The following is an 18,751-nucleotide window of genomic DNA, read 5'->3' as shown; positions in this document are numbered from 1 at the left end:
AAAATGAGTGAACCTAAGGATTTGGAAACTTTGCTTGCTCGTGTCACGGAACGCCGTCGCGAACTTTTGACCTCTGTCGTGAATCGCCGTACGCGCCATTTTTGCATGGTGCTTGAGGACTTGTTCGACCCGCACAACATTTCCGCCGTTATCCGCACTGCCGAAGTTTTTGGTCTCCAGGATGTCCACGTTATCGAAGAAGACAACGCCTACAGCGTGAACAAGTCCATCTTGAAAGGTTCTTACAAGTGGATGAGCATTTATCTGTACAAGAAGCGTATGCTCTGCATGGAAAAACTCCGCGAGAAGGGCTACAAGATTGCTGTGGCTAGCACGAACACGACGAATTCTGTGTTCGACCTCGATTTGAGCCAGCCGATGGCTTTTTACCTGGGTAGCGAATTCCATGGCAACCATCCGGACACGCTTGCCCATGCGGACTATGAATTCAAGCTCCCGCAGTACGGCATCACGGAATCCATGAACGTCTCTGTAGCTGGTGGCGTGCTGATGACCTACCTTGACGTGTTCATGCAGAAAGAGGGACGTGAAAAGTTTGCGCTCCCGCAGGCGGAACGCGACGCCCTCTTGCTCGACTGGCTGGACCGCCATGTGAACGGCATCGAGACGAACAGCCCCATCGTGAGGGTGGAAGGGTGATTAGGACTTAGGACTTAGAACTTAGAACTTAGAACTTAGAACATCTCTCTTCTCTTTAAGCATTTCTAAGTTCTGCCGACTAAGTTCTGCCGACTAGATTCTTCCCTTATTTTTGAACAAGCCTCCAATGCCAATCGCAAAATATGCTAGATTAGTTTTAGAATGAAAAAGAATACCGCTTTATATTTCTCAGTCGGACTTGTCGTTCTTTTAGCCATTTTCATTTTGATATTTGGCATGTTCTTTTTGAACGAGAAGGATCTGCGTGAAACTTTTGACGTGTACCACTTGCGCTTTACGCAGGTGAGTACGCTAGTTTTGGATGACCCGGTCAAAATCAATGGCGTGAAGCTTGGCCGTGTGGAGTCTATCGAACTTTCTGGTCACCGCGTTGTGGTGACGATTAGGCTCAAGTCCAATGTGAAAATCCCGAAGGATTCCGAAATCCGGGTGCAGAACATCGGCATCATGGGCGAACGCCAGATTGGCATGATTCTTGGCGATTCCGAAGAGTACTTTGTTCCGGGCGATACCATTACGGGCCAGTTCGATGCGGGCATTGCAGAAGCGCTTGGCCTTGCGGGTGAAGTTTGCGACTCTACAAAGGTGCTCTTGGAAGCGGTAAAGACGGCTTTGAATGGAACGATTGCGAACCCGGAATTCCAGGACCGTTTCAAGACGCTCCTTGTGAAGGCCGAAAATCTTGAAGATCGCCTGATGTCGCTTGTCACGACGACCGATCCGCAGCTCAAGAAGAGTCTTGCAAACCTCAACAAGGTGACGGTCAAGGTGAACGAACTCGTCGATGGTGTAAAGGAGCCTATCAACGGCCTCTTTGCAGGAACGGACAAGGTTATGGGGAACGCGAACCAGCTGATTTCTGAACTGGAAGGCGTGACAAAGCATTTGGATGGGCTGATTGCAAAGGTTGAAGGCAAGATGGATTCGAAGGACAATACCGTCGGTATCTTGTTGAACGATAGACAGCTCCATGACGACCTGGTCAAGACAGTGCGCTCCGCGGACAGCTTGTTCAAGATTATCTTGCAGGATGGTCTTGACATTAATGTGGATTTTTTCTGAGGAATTGATGATTACAAAGTTACTTACTGTTTCCAACAAACTGGGTATTCACGCCCGTCCGGCCGGAATGATTGTTGATATCACGGGTCAGGCCAAGAGTGATGTGTCCATCGTGTTCGATGGTTCAAAGGCCAATGCGAAGAGCATCCTTAACGTGATGATGCTTGCAATCCCTGCGGGTTCCGAAGTCAAGTTCGAAATCGACGGTGAGGATGAAGAACAAGTCGCTCAGCAGTTGGAAAAGCTTTTTGATGACCACTTCAACGAAGAACCCTGCTGATTTTGTAGCAAAAGCAGCCGATGAAGCTTCCCAGAACGCATCGAGGATAGAGCTTGTCGGCGTGCCGTCGTCTCCGGGCTTTGCCATGGGGACGGTTTTCCCGGTTGCAAACCGTGAGTTTTCTGTGGTCGATGAGACGCTGCCTGAAAGTCGTCTTGCCGCAGAAGAGCAAATGTTCTTGAAGGCGATTAGCAAGACCTCCAAGGAAATTGCCCAGATTAAGGAAATTTCGGAATCCAGGGCCGGCGTCAAGGACAGCCTGATTTTTGCAACCCACCTGATGATCTTGCAGGATCCGGGACTCGTGAATGGAGTCCTCGACAAGATTAAGAAAAAGCACAAGAATGCGAAGTGGGCGGTACATATTGTATTTAGCGCCTACATCGACAAGTTTGAAAAGATTGATTCTCCTGCCATGCGCGACAAGGCGGCAGACCTTAGGGACTTGTATAACCGCCTGATGTCTGCGATGGATGACTCCGGACCGGTATTGGAGGACGTGTCTCACGAAGATGGCGTTGTTCTCGTGGCCCATGAGTTTGTTCCAAGCTTCCTCATGACGCTTAAGCCTGGACAAGTGAACGCTATCGTGATGGATACGGGTGGCCGTACAAGCCATGTCGCTATTTTGTCCAGAGCGTTGCAGATTCCGGCGGTGTCGGGCCTTAGGAATGTCGCTGCCCTCGTGAAGAGTGGCGATACGATTATCGTTGACGGTGCTGATGGTAAGGTTATCATCAACCCGAATGAAGAGGATATTCGCAGGTTCCATGAGCGCCAGGAGACGTTTGAACGCCAGCGCCGTGAACTTTTCACGATGCGCCAGCTCGAACCGATGACGCGCGACGGCAAGTACATTGTGTTGCATGCGAACATCGAAATTCCGACAGAAGCGGACAAAGTAGCGGACTTTGGCGCAACGGGTATTGGGCTTTACCGTTCAGAGTTCTTGTTCTTCAAGAAGGACACGCCGACCGAAAAGGAACAGGAAAGCGCCTATAGGCACATTCTCGAAAAGATGAACCCGTACCCGGTCGTGATTCGTACGCTGGATGCTGGCGGTGACAAGCTTGTTTCGGGCGTTTCTGCGGTGAACGAATCGAACCCGTTTATGGGTTGGCGCTCTATCCGCGTGTGCCTTGATCGTGAAGATATTTTCATTACGCAGTTGCGTGCGCTGTTGCTTGCAAATACCAAGGGCAACTTGCGTATCCTGTTGCCGATGATTTCTAGCATGACCGAACTCAGGCGTGCAAAGGCGTGCATTGCGAAAGCCCGCAAGCAGCTTGAAGATGAAGGCCATAAGCTTCCTGTTGTCAAGGTGGGCTCGATGATCGAAGTCCCTGCGGCAGTGATGATTGTGGACAAACTTGCTAAAGAAGTGGATTTCTTTAGTCTGGGTACAAACGACTTGATTCAGTTTACGCTTGCCGTTGACCGTACGAATGAACTTATCACCGATATGTTCCAGCCTCACCATCCGGCCGTCCTCAGCATGATTTACCAGACTGTGGTTGCTGCTCATCGTGAAGGAATCCCGGTTGCGGTTTGCGGTGAAATGTGCACGGATCCGCTGAGCGTTCTTTTGCTGGTGGGACTTGGTGTCGATGAACTTTCAATGACGCCGTGGAGCGTGATGACCACGAAGAAGATTATCCGGTCCATCAACTTTGAAGATGTCCGTGAAACGGCGCTTGCGGTCTTGCAGATGGAAGATGCCGAGAGTGTGAACGAATTTTTGCATAAAAAGTATGCTCAAACGATCATGGAACTTGGTATATCTAGTTTTGTGGGTCAAGTCGAAAAATAAAATTTGCTGGTTTGTAGATGAAATTATTTTATTCGTTATTGTTTGCGTGCACGGCCGCCTTGTATGCTCAGGTGGACGGTTCCGTATATTCAACGTACAAGTCGCCTTTTGCGGAACAGGAAATGATTGCTCCGGACCAGTTCCAGGATGCCGTTATCCGGGCTGCCCGCGCAAAAAAAACAATGAACGATATTTCGATTTCGCAGAACCATCGCGATTATGCCCGGGCCGCCTACTACTATTACAGTGGCCAATGGGATAGCGCCTATGCGGCCTACAATTCCTTGCGCAAACGTGAACCGGATTTGCTTGGCCCCATTGTACTGCGCATGGCGAAGGCGAACTTTAAGCAGGAACGATACGCCAAGATGCGCGAGACGCTGCGCCTTGAAAAGAGCCTTGAAAACGATAGGGCTTGGCGGGAGGCTGCTGACCGCTTACGGATTGAAGCCTCGATGGCTGATATTTCTCTGAATGATGTTGCCCGTGCGGATTCGCTGATGGCATACCTCAACGGAAATCCGGATGGCGACGACGTGGACCCGCTGAAGTTCAGCTATGCCCGCTATTTGGAAGATTCCTACCAGCTCAAGCAGGCAAAGCGCATGTACATGAAGCTCCTCACGAGCCGTACTTCGTATAAGGATTCTGCTTATGCGGCTGTGCGTCGCCTGAGGGAAGTTCTTGGGGCGCCGGAATCGCTTGCCGAAAAAGTCGCCTATGCAAAGATGGCATGTACGAAGGACGAGATGAAGAGCTGCCTTGAATTGCTCGATTCTATCCAAATCCTGGATGCGCAACAGGCGCAGAAAAATCCCGCATCGGTGGTGGTGCTTGACGATCCGGCTTATGCTCGCCTGAAAAAGAGCACTCTTGACTTGAATACGCGCATTATGCTGTGGGAAAAGCGTGCGGCGGCGCTCCGTTCGCTGAACAGGAACGAAGATGCGATTGAACAGTATCGTAACTTGATTGAAAATGTGGAAGCGCGTCCGTCCTGGATTCAGGCAATTTTGAAGTTGTACCGCAAGGAAGCGGCTGGGCTCTTTGACGAAGAAATCCACACTTACGACTCGCTTTTGCAGGATGTGAGCCAGTTCAGCACTGAAAACGCCAATAACCTTTGGTTGCGCGGCTTTGAGTTTGAACAGAAGCTGATGTATGACAAGGCTATCGACTGCTACAAGAAACTTATCCACAAGCGATTCAAGAGCAATCTCAAACGTCAGTGGGCGAGATTCCGCATTGGGTATTGCTACTTCAAGCGTGGCATGTGGGTCGAGGCTGCGGCATACTTCCGCGATGCGACAAAGGATCCCTTCCTCTGGAGCGGCAGTGCATCGAGAATGTTCCTCGGCGATACGTACATGAAGATGGGCGAAGACTCCCTGGCGCGCGAAGCGTATCTTGATTGCATCAAGGATTTCCCGCTCTCGTACTATGCGCACCGCAGCCGCACAAAGCTTTTGGAAAATCGTCTGTTACCCGAAAGCAAAATCCCGTATGCTCATGGCGTGCCGATGTCGCATGCGGCGACGTTGGATTGGATTCGCTCTGTCAATAAGCTCGGGAAGCCTGATGCCTCGTACAGTAAGGAACGTTACGAACGCATCAAGAAGCTTTTCTTGTTTGGCTTTGAAGAAGAAGCTTTCAGGCTCTATGACGAGGTCAAGAAGAAAAACTTCAAGCGCATGGATTTCTTGTATGAATACGGAAAACTGTTCTACGAGATGGGCGAAACGGCTGCCGGTTACAGGCTTGCTCGCCAGTTCCAGGCGAAGATGGATAGGCGCTTGTTCATGACGCCGCCGATTGATGTTTTGCATTATCTTTTCCCGGTTCCGTATGCAGACCCTGTGGTTTACTATTCGGGCACGAGCATCGATCCGTTCTTTGTGTATAGCGTGATGCGCCAGGAATCCATTTTCGATTTCCAGATTACATCGCCTGCGGGCGCCTGCGGCCTTTTGCAGATTATGCCTGCGACGGGCAAGATGCTTGCGGACAAGGAAGAAATTTCGGGCTTCAATCCGAAACGCTTGTACAACGCCTACATGAACATCCGCTTGGGTATCCGCTATTTGGTGGATCTTAAGGACGAGTACAAGAACGATTACATGTACGTGCTTTGCAATTACAATGCGGGCCCGAAGCCGACGAAACGCTGGCAAAACGAGAGCGAAGGCCTCCCGTGGGATTTGCGCGTCGAGGAAATCAGCTACTGGGAAACCCGCGATTACGTCAAGCGCGTCATGGGAAATTACTGGATCTACAAAGAAATCTATGACGGGATTTAGCGGATGCTTTTCCTGCTCTTGACAATCGGTCCTGCGTTTTTGTTTGCTTGTGGAAACATCCTGGAAAAGTCCGGGGTGTCCACTGTTGGCAAACGAACGGGCGGTACTTCTAGGCCTTGGGAATTTTTCAAGGGCGTTATCACGAATAAGTTTTGGTGGCTTGGCATTGCGTGTTCAGGACTTGCAACGCTTGGCTATTACATTGCCATGGCGCAGTACGATTTGAGCCAGGTGCAGCCGATGATGGTCTTGAATCCGGTGCTGACGGCGCTGATGGGGTTCTGCATCCTCAAGGAAGTCTTGACCAAGCGCATTGTTGTTGCGATTTGTTTTGTCGTGGCGGGACTTTTGTATTCCGTCGAGAATCTTGGGGAATCGACTGCGGTGCAGAACGTTGGAACGCTTTGGCTGTATGCGGGCGGACTTAGCTTTGCAACGCTCATTGCGCACCTCTGGGTCAAAGACCGCGAAATGGTGGACTCGCTCATTATGGGGGTTGGCTTTGGGCTTTCGGCGGCATTCTACAAGAGTCTCGCGATGGATTTTGACTTGGACCATATCGAGTTCTCGTCGGTGGTAAACTTGCTCATGGATTTTAGAACGCTTGGCTATGTGGCGACTTACAGCATTGCGTTCCTGTATTCGCAGGTGTCGTTCTCGCGTGGGCGCGCACTGTTCATTATTCCGTTCAGCGCTGCAGTCGGCGCTGCAGTCCCGACGCTTGCGGGGGCTCTCGTTTTTTACGAGGCGTTCCCGATGGGCAAGGTGATTTCTGTCACGCTCGTGCTGATTGGCGCATGCCTTTTTATTGTCCGTAGACCGCGTAGAAAGAAGGCTGTTCCAGTAGATTCCGAATCGGAAGCTCGTTAGAACCCGATGGACTAAAGTTCAACTGTCAAAAATTGCCTGTTCTTATTTAAAACTTTTATAGCGATAGCGCGGGTTCATTGATGTTTAAAGAATATATATTCACGCTTATGGTGTGGATGGTATTTCGTTTTGTAGTTGCTTTCACGGCGCTTCTGGTGGCGTCCTGTTCTGATTCTGATGTCATTACAGCTCCTCCGGAAAATGTACCCATAGAACTTCCGCCGAAACCAAAACTTCCGTATGTCGGGAACTCTTCTGTGATTTTTTCCGAAGTCAATACGGTCAACTTGATTTATAAGGACCACGAAGGGGGTGATGCGGGGTGGATTGAATTTTTCAATCGGACTTCGGAACCGCAGAACTTGTCTGGAATCTACTTGACGGATAATCTCGATGAACCGCGCAAGTGGAAATTCGGGGATGTTCAATTGGCACCGAATGATTTTATGCTTGTGTTCATGTCCGGAAAGAATTTGCCGGATCTTGTTGCTCCAAGTGACACGATGAACATGATTGGTCCTGGCTGTTGGGTTTGGACAGATTCGCAAAATGAGGATGTGCCGGGCGAAAGCTACGCAGACCCGCTTGAAGGAAAGAAAAAGTTTTGTTTTAAGGAAAATGGCAAGTCCATGTTCGGTGCTAAAATGCGCCTAATGGAAAATGAGGACCTTGGCTGGTCTTCGATTTCTGCATTTGTCGGGACAAAATCTTCGGGCAAGTCGGACGACATGGATATTTCTAGTACAAATGAAATTTTGCTGAACGCCTACATTACGAAGGATCGTAAAGTTTCAATGCGCCTTGCGCAACCGGATGTAGATGACTGGAAAGGTTATGAATTTGTCTTGACTGGAACGGGGGATTCCTCAACGGTTTATCGTCTGCTTTTGCCGCAGAAAGTAACATTCCCGGATTTGGTGCATATTTACGGTACCCGCTTTAGCCCGGAAGACCATGAAAAAAATGAAGTCGTGATGAAGGCGTTTTCGTACATTGCGAGAAACCGTGGCCATGAACCGCATGCAGGCTTTAAGCTGGATAAGAAGGGCGGTAGCCTTTATCTCGTCAATGCTGAAAGCGAAATTCTGGATTCTGTCGCTTATCCAAAATTGCCTCCTGAAAAATCGTGGTCCCTTGGAGTGATGGCTGACGGCGAATCTGTCGGTTTTGGCTATGCGGCGCCTTCGCCGTTTGGCTATTCTCCGGAAACTGTGGTTCCTGTGCGTTCGCCCTCGATTGATTCTTTGGTGGATCTTCCGCCGTCAGGATTTTATGCGGAAGCCTTTAAAGTGTCGTTCCCGCCCGAGGCGACTGTGCATTGCTCTGTTGGCGGGCTTGCTCCTAGTGCTGATGGCCCGCTGACGACATCTTTGCTCATTGATACAACGAAAACGATTCGCTGCGCCTCTTTTTCAACAAATGCACTCAGAGGAGAAGAACTTGTACGTACCTATGTTTTTGATGCGGTTCCGGCGGTGCCTGCGGTTTTTGTGACCGCAGACCCGAATTCGCTTTTTGATCCGGATTCTGGAATTTATATGAAAGGCAACTTCGCAAATAACAAGGTCCCTTATTACGGTGCGAATTATTGGCAGGATAAGGAAATTCCGGTGTTTGTGGAAATGATGGAATCTGGGGCTCAATCGCCTGCATTTGCCGAAGCTGCTGGTCTTGAAATATTTGGAAATTACAGCCGTTCAAACAAGAAAAAATCGGTTGCGATTACCTTCCGCGAGAAGTATGGCGATAACCGCTTGAAGTATGCGTTATTTCCTGAATTCCCGGAGCTAAAGTCCTTTAAGGGATTTGTCCTTCGCAATAACGGCAATAATTTTGGAAAGGACTATATTCGCGATAGACTTGCAAGTTCCATTAGCGAAGGGCTTGGTGTAGATTACCAGCGTGGTCGATTTGCGGTTGTCTATTATAACGGAGAATATTACGGAATCCATGACATTCGCGAACGTTCCAACGAGTATTATTTCGAAACGCATTACGGAATAAGTTCAGATGAAGTCGATTTGCTGAAGGCGGGGAATGAAGTTTCGGCCGGATCGTCCGTGGACTACACCGCACTCATGGAATGGCTAAAATTGAATCACCTTGACAGCGATGAAAACTTTGCGTATGTCGCATCGCTAATCGATGTGGATAATTACATGAACTACGTGCATACGGAAATGTTTGCTGATAATCGAGACTGGCCGGCAAACAATCTCAAAAAGTGGCGTGGTACAAATCCGCAGACAAAATGGAAATGGTTCCTTTATGATATGGATTTTGGATTTGATAACGGCAGCAATATGTATTCAAATAACATTTTTGAATATGCGACTGCAGAAGATGGCGATTCTTGGCCGAATGGCCCTGAACATACGCTGCTCTTGCGTCGCTTGCTTGAAAATCCTGGATTCAAGGCGGCGTTTATCAATCGTTTGATGGTGCTGTTGCAGACAAATTTCGAAAAATCAAGAGTCCTTGCGCGTATTGACGAAATGATGGTGGAAATTGAACATGAAATTCCTCGGGATCAAAAACGCTGGAAACTGAATGATTTTAAAATGGGTGTCCAGCTGGATGTGATAAAGGAGTTTGTTCAAAACCGTGCGCAGGTGCTGACTCGCGAACTTCAGGAATTCTTTGAAATGGACCGCTTAGCGCAAGTGACTCTAATTGCTGAAGGCCCGGGCCGAATCAGGGTCCATGATTTGCCTGTCGATACGCCTAAAGCGGGAGTGAATTTCTTTACCGGGTTCCCAGTGATGCTCTATGCAGAGCCACTTCCTGGAAGTGTTTTTGTAGGTTGGAGCGATGGTGAATTGGAACCGATGCGTATCATAAAACCGGAATCCGTGAGCTCGGTCACGGCGCAATTTAGGTAGCGTGGAATGCGGTAAGGATTGCCTTGGGAAAAGACTTGCTTTTTGAAAGGCTTTAACATCGTGTGGCGCTGTAATTTCTATCTTGTAGTATCATGAGTTTTGAAACTAAAATTGTTTGCATTGGTGCTGGCTATGTCGGTGGCCCCACCATGACTGTAATTGCCGACAAGTGCCCCGATGTCAAGGTCACCGTTGTTGATATTAACCAGTCTCGTATTGATGCCTGGAATAGCGAAAATCTCCCGATTTTTGAACCCGGCCTGGATGATGTTGTAAAGCGTGCCCGTGGCCGTAACTTGTTCTTTAGCACGGATATTCCTGCAGCCATCAAGGAAGCGGATATCATCTTTGTTTCGGTGAACACCCCGACAAAAACGTTTGGCCATGGCGCCGGCAAGGCTTCTGACTTGCAGTATTGGGAAAAGACCGCCCGCAACATTTTGGAAATTGCCGACGAAGGCAAGATCATCGTCGAAAAGTCGACGCTCCCGGTCCGCACTGCTGCGGCCATGGAACGTATTTTGAACAGCAACGACAAGGGCCTCCACTTTGAAGTGCTCTCGAATCCGGAATTTCTCGCCGAAGGTACAGCCATCAACGACTTGTTTGAGCCCGACCGTGTGCTCATTGGCTCCCATCAGACGGAATCGGGCCTTGCTGCCTGCCAGAAGCTTGTGGACGTGTATGCCCACTGGGTGCCGCGTGACCGCATCCTTACGACGAACCTCTGGAGCTCCGAACTCACGAAGCTTACGGCGAACGCCTTCCTCGCACAGCGCATTAGTTCTATCAACTCCATTAGCGCTCTCTGCGAACGTACCGGCGCCGATGTCGACGAAGTCGCTTACGTGATGGGCAAGGACCGCCGCATTGGTTCCAAGTTCCTCAAGGCATCCATCGGCTTCGGTGGTAGCTGCTTCAAGAAGGACATTCTGAATCTCGTGTACCTTTGCGGTTATTATGGACTGCCGGAAGTCGCCGCTTATTGGGAAAGCGTCGTGAAGATTAACGAGTGGCAGACGCACCGCGTGGTAGACCGCATGCTCGAAACCATGTTCAACACGATTGCGGGCAAGAAGATTGCCGTGTTCGGTTTTGCGTTCAAGGCCAATACCGGTGACACCCGTGAAAGCCCGGCGAACCTTGTGGTGCGCGACTTGCTTGCCGAACATGCACTGCCTGTCGTGACCGACCCGAAGGCTATCCCGGATGCTAAGCGCGACCTCAAGGACGTGATTGAACAGGTCTCGTTCGAAGAGGACCCGTACAAGGCTGCCGAAGGCGCTCACGCCGTTGTGGTTTGCACGGAATGGAAGTGCTTTGCCGAGCTCGACTGGAAACGCATTTACAGTTCGATGGCGAAACCAGCCTTTGTATTTGATGGCCGCAACATCTTGGATGCGGACGCCCTCAGGAAGATCGGCTTTGAAGTGACTAGCATCGGTAAGGGCAAAGCGGAGTAAGGAATGTTTGATTACCTTGTTGTCGGGGCTGGTCTTTTTGGAGCAGTCTTTGCACATGAAGCTATCAAGCGAGGAAAGAAAGTCCTCGTGATAGACAAGCGTAACCATGTCGCGGGCAATGTCTATACAGAAAATGTAGAGGGCATCAACGTACATAAGTATGGCGCCCATATTTTCCATACCAGCAACAAGGAAGTTTGGGATTACGTTCAGCAGTTTGCTGAGTTTAATCGCTATACGAATAGCCCCATCGCATGTTATAAGGATGAACTGTATAATTTGCCCTTTAACATGAATACTTTTAGCAGGATGTGGAACATCAAGACTCCTGCCGAGGCGAAGGCTAAAATCGATGAGCAACGTGCTGAGGCTCTTGCTGCGTTGAATGGCCGTGAACCTGCCAATCTGGAAGAACAGGCGCTGTCTCTTGTCGGTCGCGATATTTATGAAAAGCTCATCAAGGGCTACACCGAAAAGCAGTGGGGCCGTAAGTGTAAAGAACTCCCGGCGTTTATCATCAAGCGGTTGCCGGTCCGTTTTGTTTACGACAACAACTATTTTAACGACAAGTATCAGGGAATCCCTGTTGGCGGCTATACGCAGATTGTCGAGAAAATGCTTGAAGGTGCAGAAGTGCGCCTTGGCGTTGATTTCTTTAAGGACCGTGAATCGCTTGTTGCCTCTGCAAAGAAAATCGTTTTCACGGGTATGATAGACGAGTTCTACGGGTATAGGTATGGTGAACTGGAATACCGTACGTTGCGTTTTGAAACGGAAGACTTGCCGCAGGAAAACTATCAGGGAAATGCCGTTGTGAATTATACGGAAGCTGAAATTCCGTATACCCGCATTATTGAACATAAGCATTTCGAGTTTGGATGCCAGGGCGGGGTAGCGACGAATCATACTGTGGTGACGAGGGAATATCCGGCTGCATGGAAACATGGCGACGAACCCTATTACCCTATGAATGACGATCGGAATAATGCTCTTTTTGCAAGGTACAAGGCGTTGGCTGAATCGGAAACGAATGTGATTTTTGGTGGCCGCCTTGGAATGTACAAGTATTTTGATATGCATCATGTTATTATGGAAGCACTTTCATGTGCAAAAAAGGAAGTTTGGTAAATTATGTTTGAATCCTTTGTGATATTTGGCGGATGTGGATTCATTGGGTCTCATATGCAACGGCTACTTCGGGAAAAGTATCCGAATGCGAAAGTGTATGTTGCGGACTTGCTTGCTGATGGCACCGAACTCTCTCAAAAGGTCGATGTTCGTGAACCGATTGAAATGCAGGGAGAATTCGGTAAGAATACGCTTGTATTTAATTTTGCTGCAATTCACCGCACTCCGGGGCATCCGGACCATGCTTACTTTGAAACAAATATTCGCGGTGCAGAAAACGTCTGCAACTTTGCTCGAAAGCATGGAATCGAAAATATCGTGTTTACCAGTAGCATTGCCCCGTATGGCGCTGCAGAAGAACTGAAAACAGAAGAAACGTTACCCACGCCGAATACCCCTTATGGTATTTCTAAGTTGGTAGCCGAAAAAATCCATCGCGAATGGGCTGCGGAAAATGTAAACCGCAGGCTCTCCATAGTGCGTCCAGGAATCGTGTTCGGTACTGGTGAAAACGGAAATATGACGCGCCTGTACAAAGGTTTAAAAAGTCATAAGTTTGCATACGCCGGCCGCAAGGATACTATCAAGGCGTGCATTTATGTGAAAGACCTTGTGCGTATCATGCTCGAAATGGCCGAAAAGTCTTTGAATGAACCGCAGACTGAAAAAGTCCAGCTTTACAACTGCTGCTATTATCCGTCGTTCACGATTGAGCAAATTGCAAATACGATGCTCAAGGCTGTCGGAATGAAACGGTTTATTCCTTATATCCCGAAAAAGCCCATGATGGCGGCCGCTACAGTGTGCGGTATGCTTGGTGGTCTGGGGCTTGGCATTTGCCCTGCCCGCGTAAAGAAACTCATGGTTTCTACAAACATTGATGCAAAGAAACTTGCGCAGAACTATCCGCTGAAATTTACCTTGGAAGAGGCTTTTGCAGATTGGTGGAACGATTGCAACCAGAAGTGCTTGGAATAAAGCCTGATAGAGAAATTTGTATGAACGTAAAAGTTATTGTCGCGACTCACAAAACGTATAGAATGCCGACGGATCCTATGTATGTGCCTGTTCATGTTGGCGCAGAAGGAAAGCCGTCTCTTGGCTATATCGGGGACAATACTGGCGACAACATCAGTTTAAAAAACAAGAACTATTGTGAATTGTCTGGGCTGTACTGGGCCTGGAAAAATATGGATGCTGATTATCTTGGCATCGCCCATTATCGCAGGCATTTTTCAATCCATCCGAAAAAGGACAAGTGGAGCTCGATTCTGTGCGAAAGCGAGCTGTTGCCCCTTTTTAATGATTGCGATGTCGTTTTACCGAAACCTCGTGATTATTTTATTGAGACCAACTATTCTCAATACGCTCACGCCCACCATGCAATCGACCTAGATACGACTAGGGAAATCCTTACGGAAAAGTATCCGGAGTATATCCCTGTATACGACGATTACATGAAGCGGACGATTGGTCACCGCTTTAACATGTTCATCATGAAAAGGGATGTGTTGAACCGCTATTGCGAATGGCTTTTCGACATCTTGTTTGAACTTGAGAAAAGGCTGGACATTTCGCAGTATAGCCAAAACGATTCCCGCGTCTTTGGTTTTGTCAGTGAACGCTTGTTGGATATCTGGCTTGAAAAGAATTCTGTGAAGTATAAGGAAATTCCTTGTATGTTTATGGAAAAGCAGAATTGGATTGTGAAGGGCTTCAATTTCCTGATGCGAAAATTGACTAGGTGAGTCAATGATTTATTTTGTAACCTATGTCATTGCTGCCCTATTGTGTGAGCTCGGTTTTAAAAAAAATGAACGTGCCGCATTTTTTTTAATTTTTGCGGCTTTGTTTTTGCCTGCTTTTTTAGCAGGCGTTCGAGATGATACAATTGGGACGGATCGACATGTTTATGGCGACGATCTTTTTTATGATGTGTTGAATAGTCAGGATCTTTTCCATTTGGATGAAATATGGACTGGATGGATTGAACCCGGCTACATTTATTTAAACGTTCTGGTCGGAAAAATTTATCCTAGTGTAAATTTCTTTTATTTTGTTTTGTCCTTTATTCAGGGCTCATGTGTGCTTGCTGCATTTAAGGTGCTGAATATCCGAAAGTATGCGGGCTTTGCATATGCCGCTTATTTGTTTTTGTTCTTCCAACCGTCGCTGAACGCTCTTCGACAATCGTTGTCGGTTTCTGTCTCTCTTCTTTGCATTGCTTTTATAATAAAAAATAAAAAAATTCCTGCGGTGGTTTCTTTCCTTTTAGCCATGTCTTTTCACAACTCAGCGATAATTGTCTTGTTGGTTCTGGCTGTTATATTGGTCCTTTTGAAAAAACATTCAAATAAATTGTATGTCTTCATGTCTTTTGCAATATTGGGAATTTTTGCATTTGGAAGTACGTTAATCGATACTTTTGCCCCGATATTGAATATGGAGGCATCCCGCTATAACTACTATTTTGCGGCATCTGATGTAACAGGTTTTTCAAATACGGAAATGGTTTTTGCGTTGTTCCAAGGATTTTTTATTTTGTTGAATTATAAAAAGTTCCGCGGAATGTCGTTGACGCTTAATTTCTTTGTATTTGCTACAATCGCATCTATTCCATTATCACAGATTTTGATGTTTGGTGGAGATTATATAGGACGGTTAATTGTCTTGTTTAATTGGATGGTGCTTCCAATGTATGCAATTGTTTTACGATTGACCGATAGACGGGAACTTGTTTTTGCTGGATTATCATGTTATCTTGTATTTTTTTGGTATTATCATTACATATATATGGGATGGAATGAAACCTACCCGTATACGTCAGAAATTTTAGGGATAAATTGATATGAGCGAAAATGGCGACCTAATTTCTGTAGTTGTTCCTGTATATAATGCGGAAAAGTATATTGATAAATGTGTTGATAGTATTCTCAATCAGTCATATAAAAATCTGGAACTGATATTGGTTGATGATGGATCTAGTGATTTATCTTTAAAAAAATGCGAAGCAAAAAAAGAATGTGATTCAAGAATTGTTTTGATTAGCCAAAAAAATTCGGGCGTTACAAAAGCTAGGAGTGTTGGTGTTGAAAATGCAACTGGAAAATGGGTTTGCTTTGTAGATTCGGATGATGTGCTACCTGTAGATTCTATAAGATGTTTGTATATGAATTCTGAAAGCGCTGACATTGTTGTGGGACAGATTCATTACAATGGAACTTATGAATGGAATTACCCAAGGTTTAACGATTGTTTAAGCTCGTTCGATGCTATTGAAGCAATGTTTCATGATCGCATTCATTCAGGACCAGTGGCAAAATTAATAAAAAGGGAGCTGTTTGATAGCCTTATTTTTGATATTCCCCGTTCTATAACGCATGGTGAAGATTTTATCATGAATTATCGATTGTTCCAGAAAACGGAATTAATAAGAGTTATAGATCAAATTGTGTATGAGTATATAGAAAATTCGCAGAGTACGTCAAATAAAAACGACCCTTATAGAAGTTTAAACTATTGCAGATTGCAAGAAAAAATTTTGAATGAATCAACCTTGCCTTGCAATAAGAAAAAGATGGAACCGCTATTGAAAGAATTTTATTGGTTCCATAGAAAAGGCTTTCTGAAAAAATGGATAAAATCATTTTTTAGAAATTGTTGAATGAATAGGTGTAGATTGGCACAATGTCCTCAATAACGTCAAAATCAATTCACGGGATTATTTGGAGCGCTGTGGAAAAGTTCTCTTTACAGGGTGCTCAATTTTTGATAGGTGTTATTCTAGCTCGATTGTTAACGCCCTCAGATTTTGGCATGATTGGAATGTTGTCTATTTTTTTAGGTGTGTCGCAAACGTTTGTGGATTGTGGCTTTTCAAATGCTTTGATTCGCCAGAAAGAATCTTCTGCAAAAGATTATGGTACTGCATTTATTGTTAATTTCTCTATTAGCGTATTTGCCTATCTGGTTTTATTTGCGATTGCACCGGTGGTTGCCAAATTTTATAGTATGCCTGAATTACTGCCTGTGATGCGTTGGGTATCTATAACTTTGATTATCAGTGCGTTGTTTGCAGTCCATAAGGTTAAGCTTACTAAAAATATTGATTTTAAAACTCAGTCCAAGGCATCTTTGTCTGCTGCAATTATTTCTGGAATATTTGGTATTGTGCTGGCTTACAACGGTTTTGGAGTATGGAGCCTGGTTTATCAGTCAATTTGCAATTCTGTATTAAACTTGTTGTTTATGACATTACTGCTGAAGTGGTTTCCAAGTATAGTCTTTAGTAAAGAATCTTTTCGATCGTTGTTTGGGTTTGGTTCTAAGTTGTTGATTGCTAGTATAATCTCTTCAATATATTCAAACTTATATAATATTGTGATTGGGAAAAAATTTTCGGCTAGCAATTTAGGGTATTACACTCGTGCTGATCAGTTGGGAAATTTTCCTTCGCAGAATATAGCGGGAATTCTTTCTAGGGTCACCTATCCGATTTTATCGCAATTGCAGGATGACGATAGATTGAAGACTATATATGTCAAGTATTTACAACTGTCTTGCTTTGTTGTCTTTCCCTTAATGATGGGGCTTGCTGCGCTTGCCAAACCAGTAATTGTTCTTTTATTGGGCGATAAATGGTTGCCGTCATCGTTGTTGTTGCAGATTTTATGCTTTGGTCTGATGCTTGATCCTGTATGTAACATCAATCTTAATTTACTTTATGTGAAAGGTCGGTCTGATTTAGTTTTAAAATTGGAAATAATAAAAAAGACTATTGCTGTATTGATATTGGTCGTATCTCTTCCTTTCGGTCTAGTTGGAATATGCTTGGGCCGGGCTACATATGGTGTCGTTGCAACATTTTTAAATATGGTTTATACAAAGAATTTTATTGATCTATCTATGTGGGGACAGGTCAAACTAATAATGCCGTCGTGGATTTTGTCTGTTGTCATGGCTGTTTTAGTATATAGCGTGACATTTTTAAATGTGAATTTTATAACTCAATTGGTAGTCGGTGTGGTTGTTGGCGTTCTATTTTATTTTATTATTGCTGTATTGTTTAAAATGGAAGCTGTATTTTTCCTGAAAAAACTAGCAAAATTGTAATTTTTTGATTGAGGTTGCTGAATGCTTAAATGTCTAGAAGCTCTAAAAGATGTAGTAAAAAAATGCATACCCGATGTGCTTTATCTTAAAATGCAGTTTAAGAAGAAGTTGGGATATTCTTTGAATTTAAAGGATCCTCAAACTTTTGATGAAAAATTACAGTGGCTTAAGCTCCATGATCGAAATCCTTTGTATACAACACTTGTTGATAAGTATGCTGTAAAAAAGTGGGTCGCTAATAAAATTGGACCGCAGTATGTTGTTCCGACTTTTGGTGTCTGGGAAAAATTTGATGATATCGATTTTAGCAAATTGCCAAACCGATTTGTCCTCAAGTGTACTCATGATAGCGGAGGAGTTATTGTTGTAAAAGATAAAAGTCAATTAGATATGGATGCCGCTCGTAGAAAAATATCTGATTCTTTGAGGAAAAATTATTATTGGGCAAATAGAGAATGGCCGTATAAAAATGTCCCTCCTCGTGTTATTGCGGAGGAATATTTGGAAGATCAACGAAATGGTGAGCTAAGAGACTATAAATTCTATACTTTCGGTGGAAAGCCTCATTTTTTACTCATAGCGGCAAATAGACATAAAGAAACGGGACTAACTTTTGATTATTTTGATATGGAAGGGATGCATATTGATCTAAGCGATGTTGGTATTCCGAATGCTAGTGGAACGCCACCACTTTTGCCATCTAAATTTGATGAAATGAAAAGATTGTCTATGGTTCTTGCGGATGGTATCCCGCATGTGCGTGTGGATTTCTTTGATGTTAATGGTCGAATTTATTTTGGCGAAATGACTTTTTATGATTATGCGGGATATATGAATGCCGTTCCCCAAAATTGGGAACTTGAGTGGGGCAGATTAATAAAAATTTCGGTATAAAATGAAAAAGAAAAAAGTCCTTTTTTTTGTACAAGACAGCGTTGGCGGTGCGGAACGTATTGCAGTTCTGATATCTAAAATTTTAGATTCAAATATATTCGATATCAAGTTTGTTGTTGTTCCCTATAGCGATGTTGCTAATTCGATTGAGGATTTTCTTCCAAAGGAAACTAAACGGGTCAATATCGGGAAAGTCCGTCCTGTACTGAAAATGTTCAGGATGTTTAAGGTAATATGGAGAGAAAAGCCTGATATTGTTTTTTCTTCGGTTT

General features: G+C 45.5%; 15 protein-coding genes and 1 pseudogene. All 16 read left to right on the top strand.

The window, feature by feature from the left end; genetic code table 11:
• Window positions 1-3 precede the first annotated feature (3 nt).
• A complete protein-coding gene (locus B3A20_RS13920; protein WP_290766007.1) occupies window positions 4-660 on the top strand; it encodes a TrmH family RNA methyltransferase in 657 nt (218 codons plus the stop codon).
• A gap of 162 nt (window positions 661-822) precedes the next feature.
• A complete protein-coding gene (locus B3A20_RS13915) occupies window positions 823-1,743 on the top strand; it encodes an MlaD family protein (protein WP_290766005.1) in 921 nt (306 codons plus the stop codon).
• A 7-nt stretch (window positions 1,744-1,750) separates the two neighbouring features.
• A complete protein-coding gene (locus B3A20_RS13910) occupies window positions 1,751-2,023 on the top strand; it encodes an HPr family phosphocarrier protein (protein WP_290766003.1) in 273 nt (90 codons plus the stop codon).
• Window positions 1,995-3,833: a phosphoenolpyruvate--protein phosphotransferase gene (gene ptsP, locus B3A20_RS13905; protein WP_290766000.1), complete on the top strand. Its 1,839-nt coding sequence runs from the start codon at window positions 1,995-1,997 to the stop codon at window positions 3,831-3,833. Before B3A20_RS13910 ends, ptsP begins: the two co-directional genes overlap by 29 nt.
• Before the next feature lie 17 nt (window positions 3,834-3,850).
• Window positions 3,851-6,130 carry a lytic transglycosylase domain-containing protein gene (locus B3A20_RS13900; protein ID WP_290765997.1) on the top strand — a complete coding sequence of 760 codons (2,280 nt, stop codon included), beginning with the start codon at window positions 3,851-3,853 and terminating at the stop codon, window positions 6,128-6,130.
• Window positions 6,131-6,133: 3 nt separating this feature from the next.
• On the top strand, window positions 6,134-7,000 hold the full coding sequence (locus B3A20_RS13895) for an EamA family transporter (protein WP_290765995.1): 867 nt from the start codon (window positions 6,134-6,136) through the stop codon (window positions 6,998-7,000).
• Between the two features lie 80 nt (window positions 7,001-7,080).
• On the top strand, window positions 7,081-9,882 hold the full coding sequence (locus B3A20_RS13890; protein ID WP_290765993.1) for a CotH kinase family protein: 2,802 nt from the start codon (window positions 7,081-7,083) through the stop codon (window positions 9,880-9,882).
• Between the two features lie 92 nt (window positions 9,883-9,974).
• Window positions 9,975-11,345, top strand: coding sequence for a nucleotide sugar dehydrogenase (locus tag B3A20_RS13885; RefSeq protein ID WP_290765991.1), 1,371 nt, complete (start codon window positions 9,975-9,977; stop codon window positions 11,343-11,345).
• Window positions 11,346-11,348: 3 nt separating this feature from the next.
• The gene (glf, locus tag B3A20_RS13880) at window positions 11,349-12,473 is read left to right on the top strand and encodes a UDP-galactopyranose mutase (protein WP_290765989.1); all 1,125 of its coding nucleotides are present in this window, start codon (window positions 11,349-11,351) and stop codon (window positions 12,471-12,473) included.
• Window positions 12,474-12,476: 3 nt separating this feature from the next.
• Window positions 12,477-13,451: an NAD-dependent epimerase/dehydratase family protein gene (locus B3A20_RS13875; RefSeq protein WP_290765987.1), complete on the top strand. Its 975-nt coding sequence runs from the start codon at window positions 12,477-12,479 to the stop codon at window positions 13,449-13,451.
• Window positions 13,452-13,471: 20 nt separating this feature from the next.
• On the top strand, window positions 13,472-14,221 hold the full coding sequence (locus tag B3A20_RS13870) for a DUF4422 domain-containing protein (protein ID WP_290765985.1): 750 nt from the start codon (window positions 13,472-13,474) through the stop codon (window positions 14,219-14,221).
• A 4-nt stretch (window positions 14,222-14,225) separates the two neighbouring features.
• The gene (locus B3A20_RS13865) at window positions 14,226-15,320 is read left to right on the top strand and encodes an EpsG family protein (protein WP_290765982.1); all 1,095 of its coding nucleotides are present in this window, start codon (window positions 14,226-14,228) and stop codon (window positions 15,318-15,320) included.
• 1 nt (window position 15,321) lies between these two features.
• The gene (locus B3A20_RS13860; protein ID WP_290765979.1) at window positions 15,322-16,137 is read left to right on the top strand and encodes a glycosyltransferase family 2 protein; all 816 of its coding nucleotides are present in this window, start codon (window positions 15,322-15,324) and stop codon (window positions 16,135-16,137) included.
• A 23-nt stretch (window positions 16,138-16,160) separates the two neighbouring features.
• Entirely contained in the window at window positions 16,161-17,585 is a 1,425-nt protein-coding gene (locus B3A20_RS13855) for a lipopolysaccharide biosynthesis protein (protein ID WP_290765976.1), read from the top strand.
• 21 nt (window positions 17,586-17,606) lie between these two features.
• On the top strand, window positions 17,607-18,479 hold the full coding sequence (locus B3A20_RS13850; protein WP_290765974.1) for an ATP-grasp fold amidoligase family protein: 873 nt from the start codon (window positions 17,607-17,609) through the stop codon (window positions 18,477-18,479).
• A 1-nt stretch (window position 18,480) separates the two neighbouring features.
• Window positions 18,481-18,751 (top strand): annotated as a pseudogene (locus B3A20_RS13845) (hypothetical protein); the annotation flags it as partial.

The organism is Fibrobacter sp. UBA4297, assembly GCF_002394865.1.
Classification (GTDB): domain Bacteria; phylum Fibrobacterota; class Fibrobacteria; order Fibrobacterales; family Fibrobacteraceae; genus Fibrobacter.
Note: the sequence above shows the minus strand (reverse complement) of the source record. Positions and strands in the feature narration are given on the sequence as shown.

Coding starts and splice junctions, on each gene's coding strand:
- B3A20_RS13910 (WP_290766003.1), top strand. CDS start 1,751: ATGATTACAAAGTTACTTACTGTTTCCAACAAACTGGGTATTCACGCC.
- B3A20_RS13855 (WP_290765976.1), top strand. CDS start 16,161: ATGTCCTCAATAACGTCAAAATCAATTCACGGGATTATTTGGAGCGCT.
- glf (WP_290765989.1), top strand. CDS start 11,349: ATGTTTGATTACCTTGTTGTCGGGGCTGGTCTTTTTGGAGCAGTCTTT.
- B3A20_RS13890 (WP_290765993.1), top strand. CDS start 7,081: ATGTTTAAAGAATATATATTCACGCTTATGGTGTGGATGGTATTTCGT.
- B3A20_RS13900 (WP_290765997.1), top strand. CDS start 3,851: ATGAAATTATTTTATTCGTTATTGTTTGCGTGCACGGCCGCCTTGTAT.
- B3A20_RS13850 (WP_290765974.1), top strand. CDS start 17,607: ATGCTTAAATGTCTAGAAGCTCTAAAAGATGTAGTAAAAAAATGCATA.
- B3A20_RS13875 (WP_290765987.1), top strand. CDS start 12,477: ATGTTTGAATCCTTTGTGATATTTGGCGGATGTGGATTCATTGGGTCT.
- B3A20_RS13915 (WP_290766005.1), top strand. CDS start 823: ATGAAAAAGAATACCGCTTTATATTTCTCAGTCGGACTTGTCGTTCTT.
- B3A20_RS13860 (WP_290765979.1), top strand. CDS start 15,322: ATGAGCGAAAATGGCGACCTAATTTCTGTAGTTGTTCCTGTATATAAT.
- B3A20_RS13920 (WP_290766007.1), top strand. CDS start 4: ATGAGTGAACCTAAGGATTTGGAAACTTTGCTTGCTCGTGTCACGGAA.
- B3A20_RS13895 (WP_290765995.1), top strand. CDS start 6,134: ATGCTTTTCCTGCTCTTGACAATCGGTCCTGCGTTTTTGTTTGCTTGT.
- B3A20_RS13865 (WP_290765982.1), top strand. CDS start 14,226: ATGATTTATTTTGTAACCTATGTCATTGCTGCCCTATTGTGTGAGCTC.
- ptsP (WP_290766000.1), top strand. CDS start 1,995: ATGACCACTTCAACGAAGAACCCTGCTGATTTTGTAGCAAAAGCAGCC.
- B3A20_RS13870 (WP_290765985.1), top strand. CDS start 13,472: ATGAACGTAAAAGTTATTGTCGCGACTCACAAAACGTATAGAATGCCG.
- B3A20_RS13885 (WP_290765991.1), top strand. CDS start 9,975: ATGAGTTTTGAAACTAAAATTGTTTGCATTGGTGCTGGCTATGTCGGT.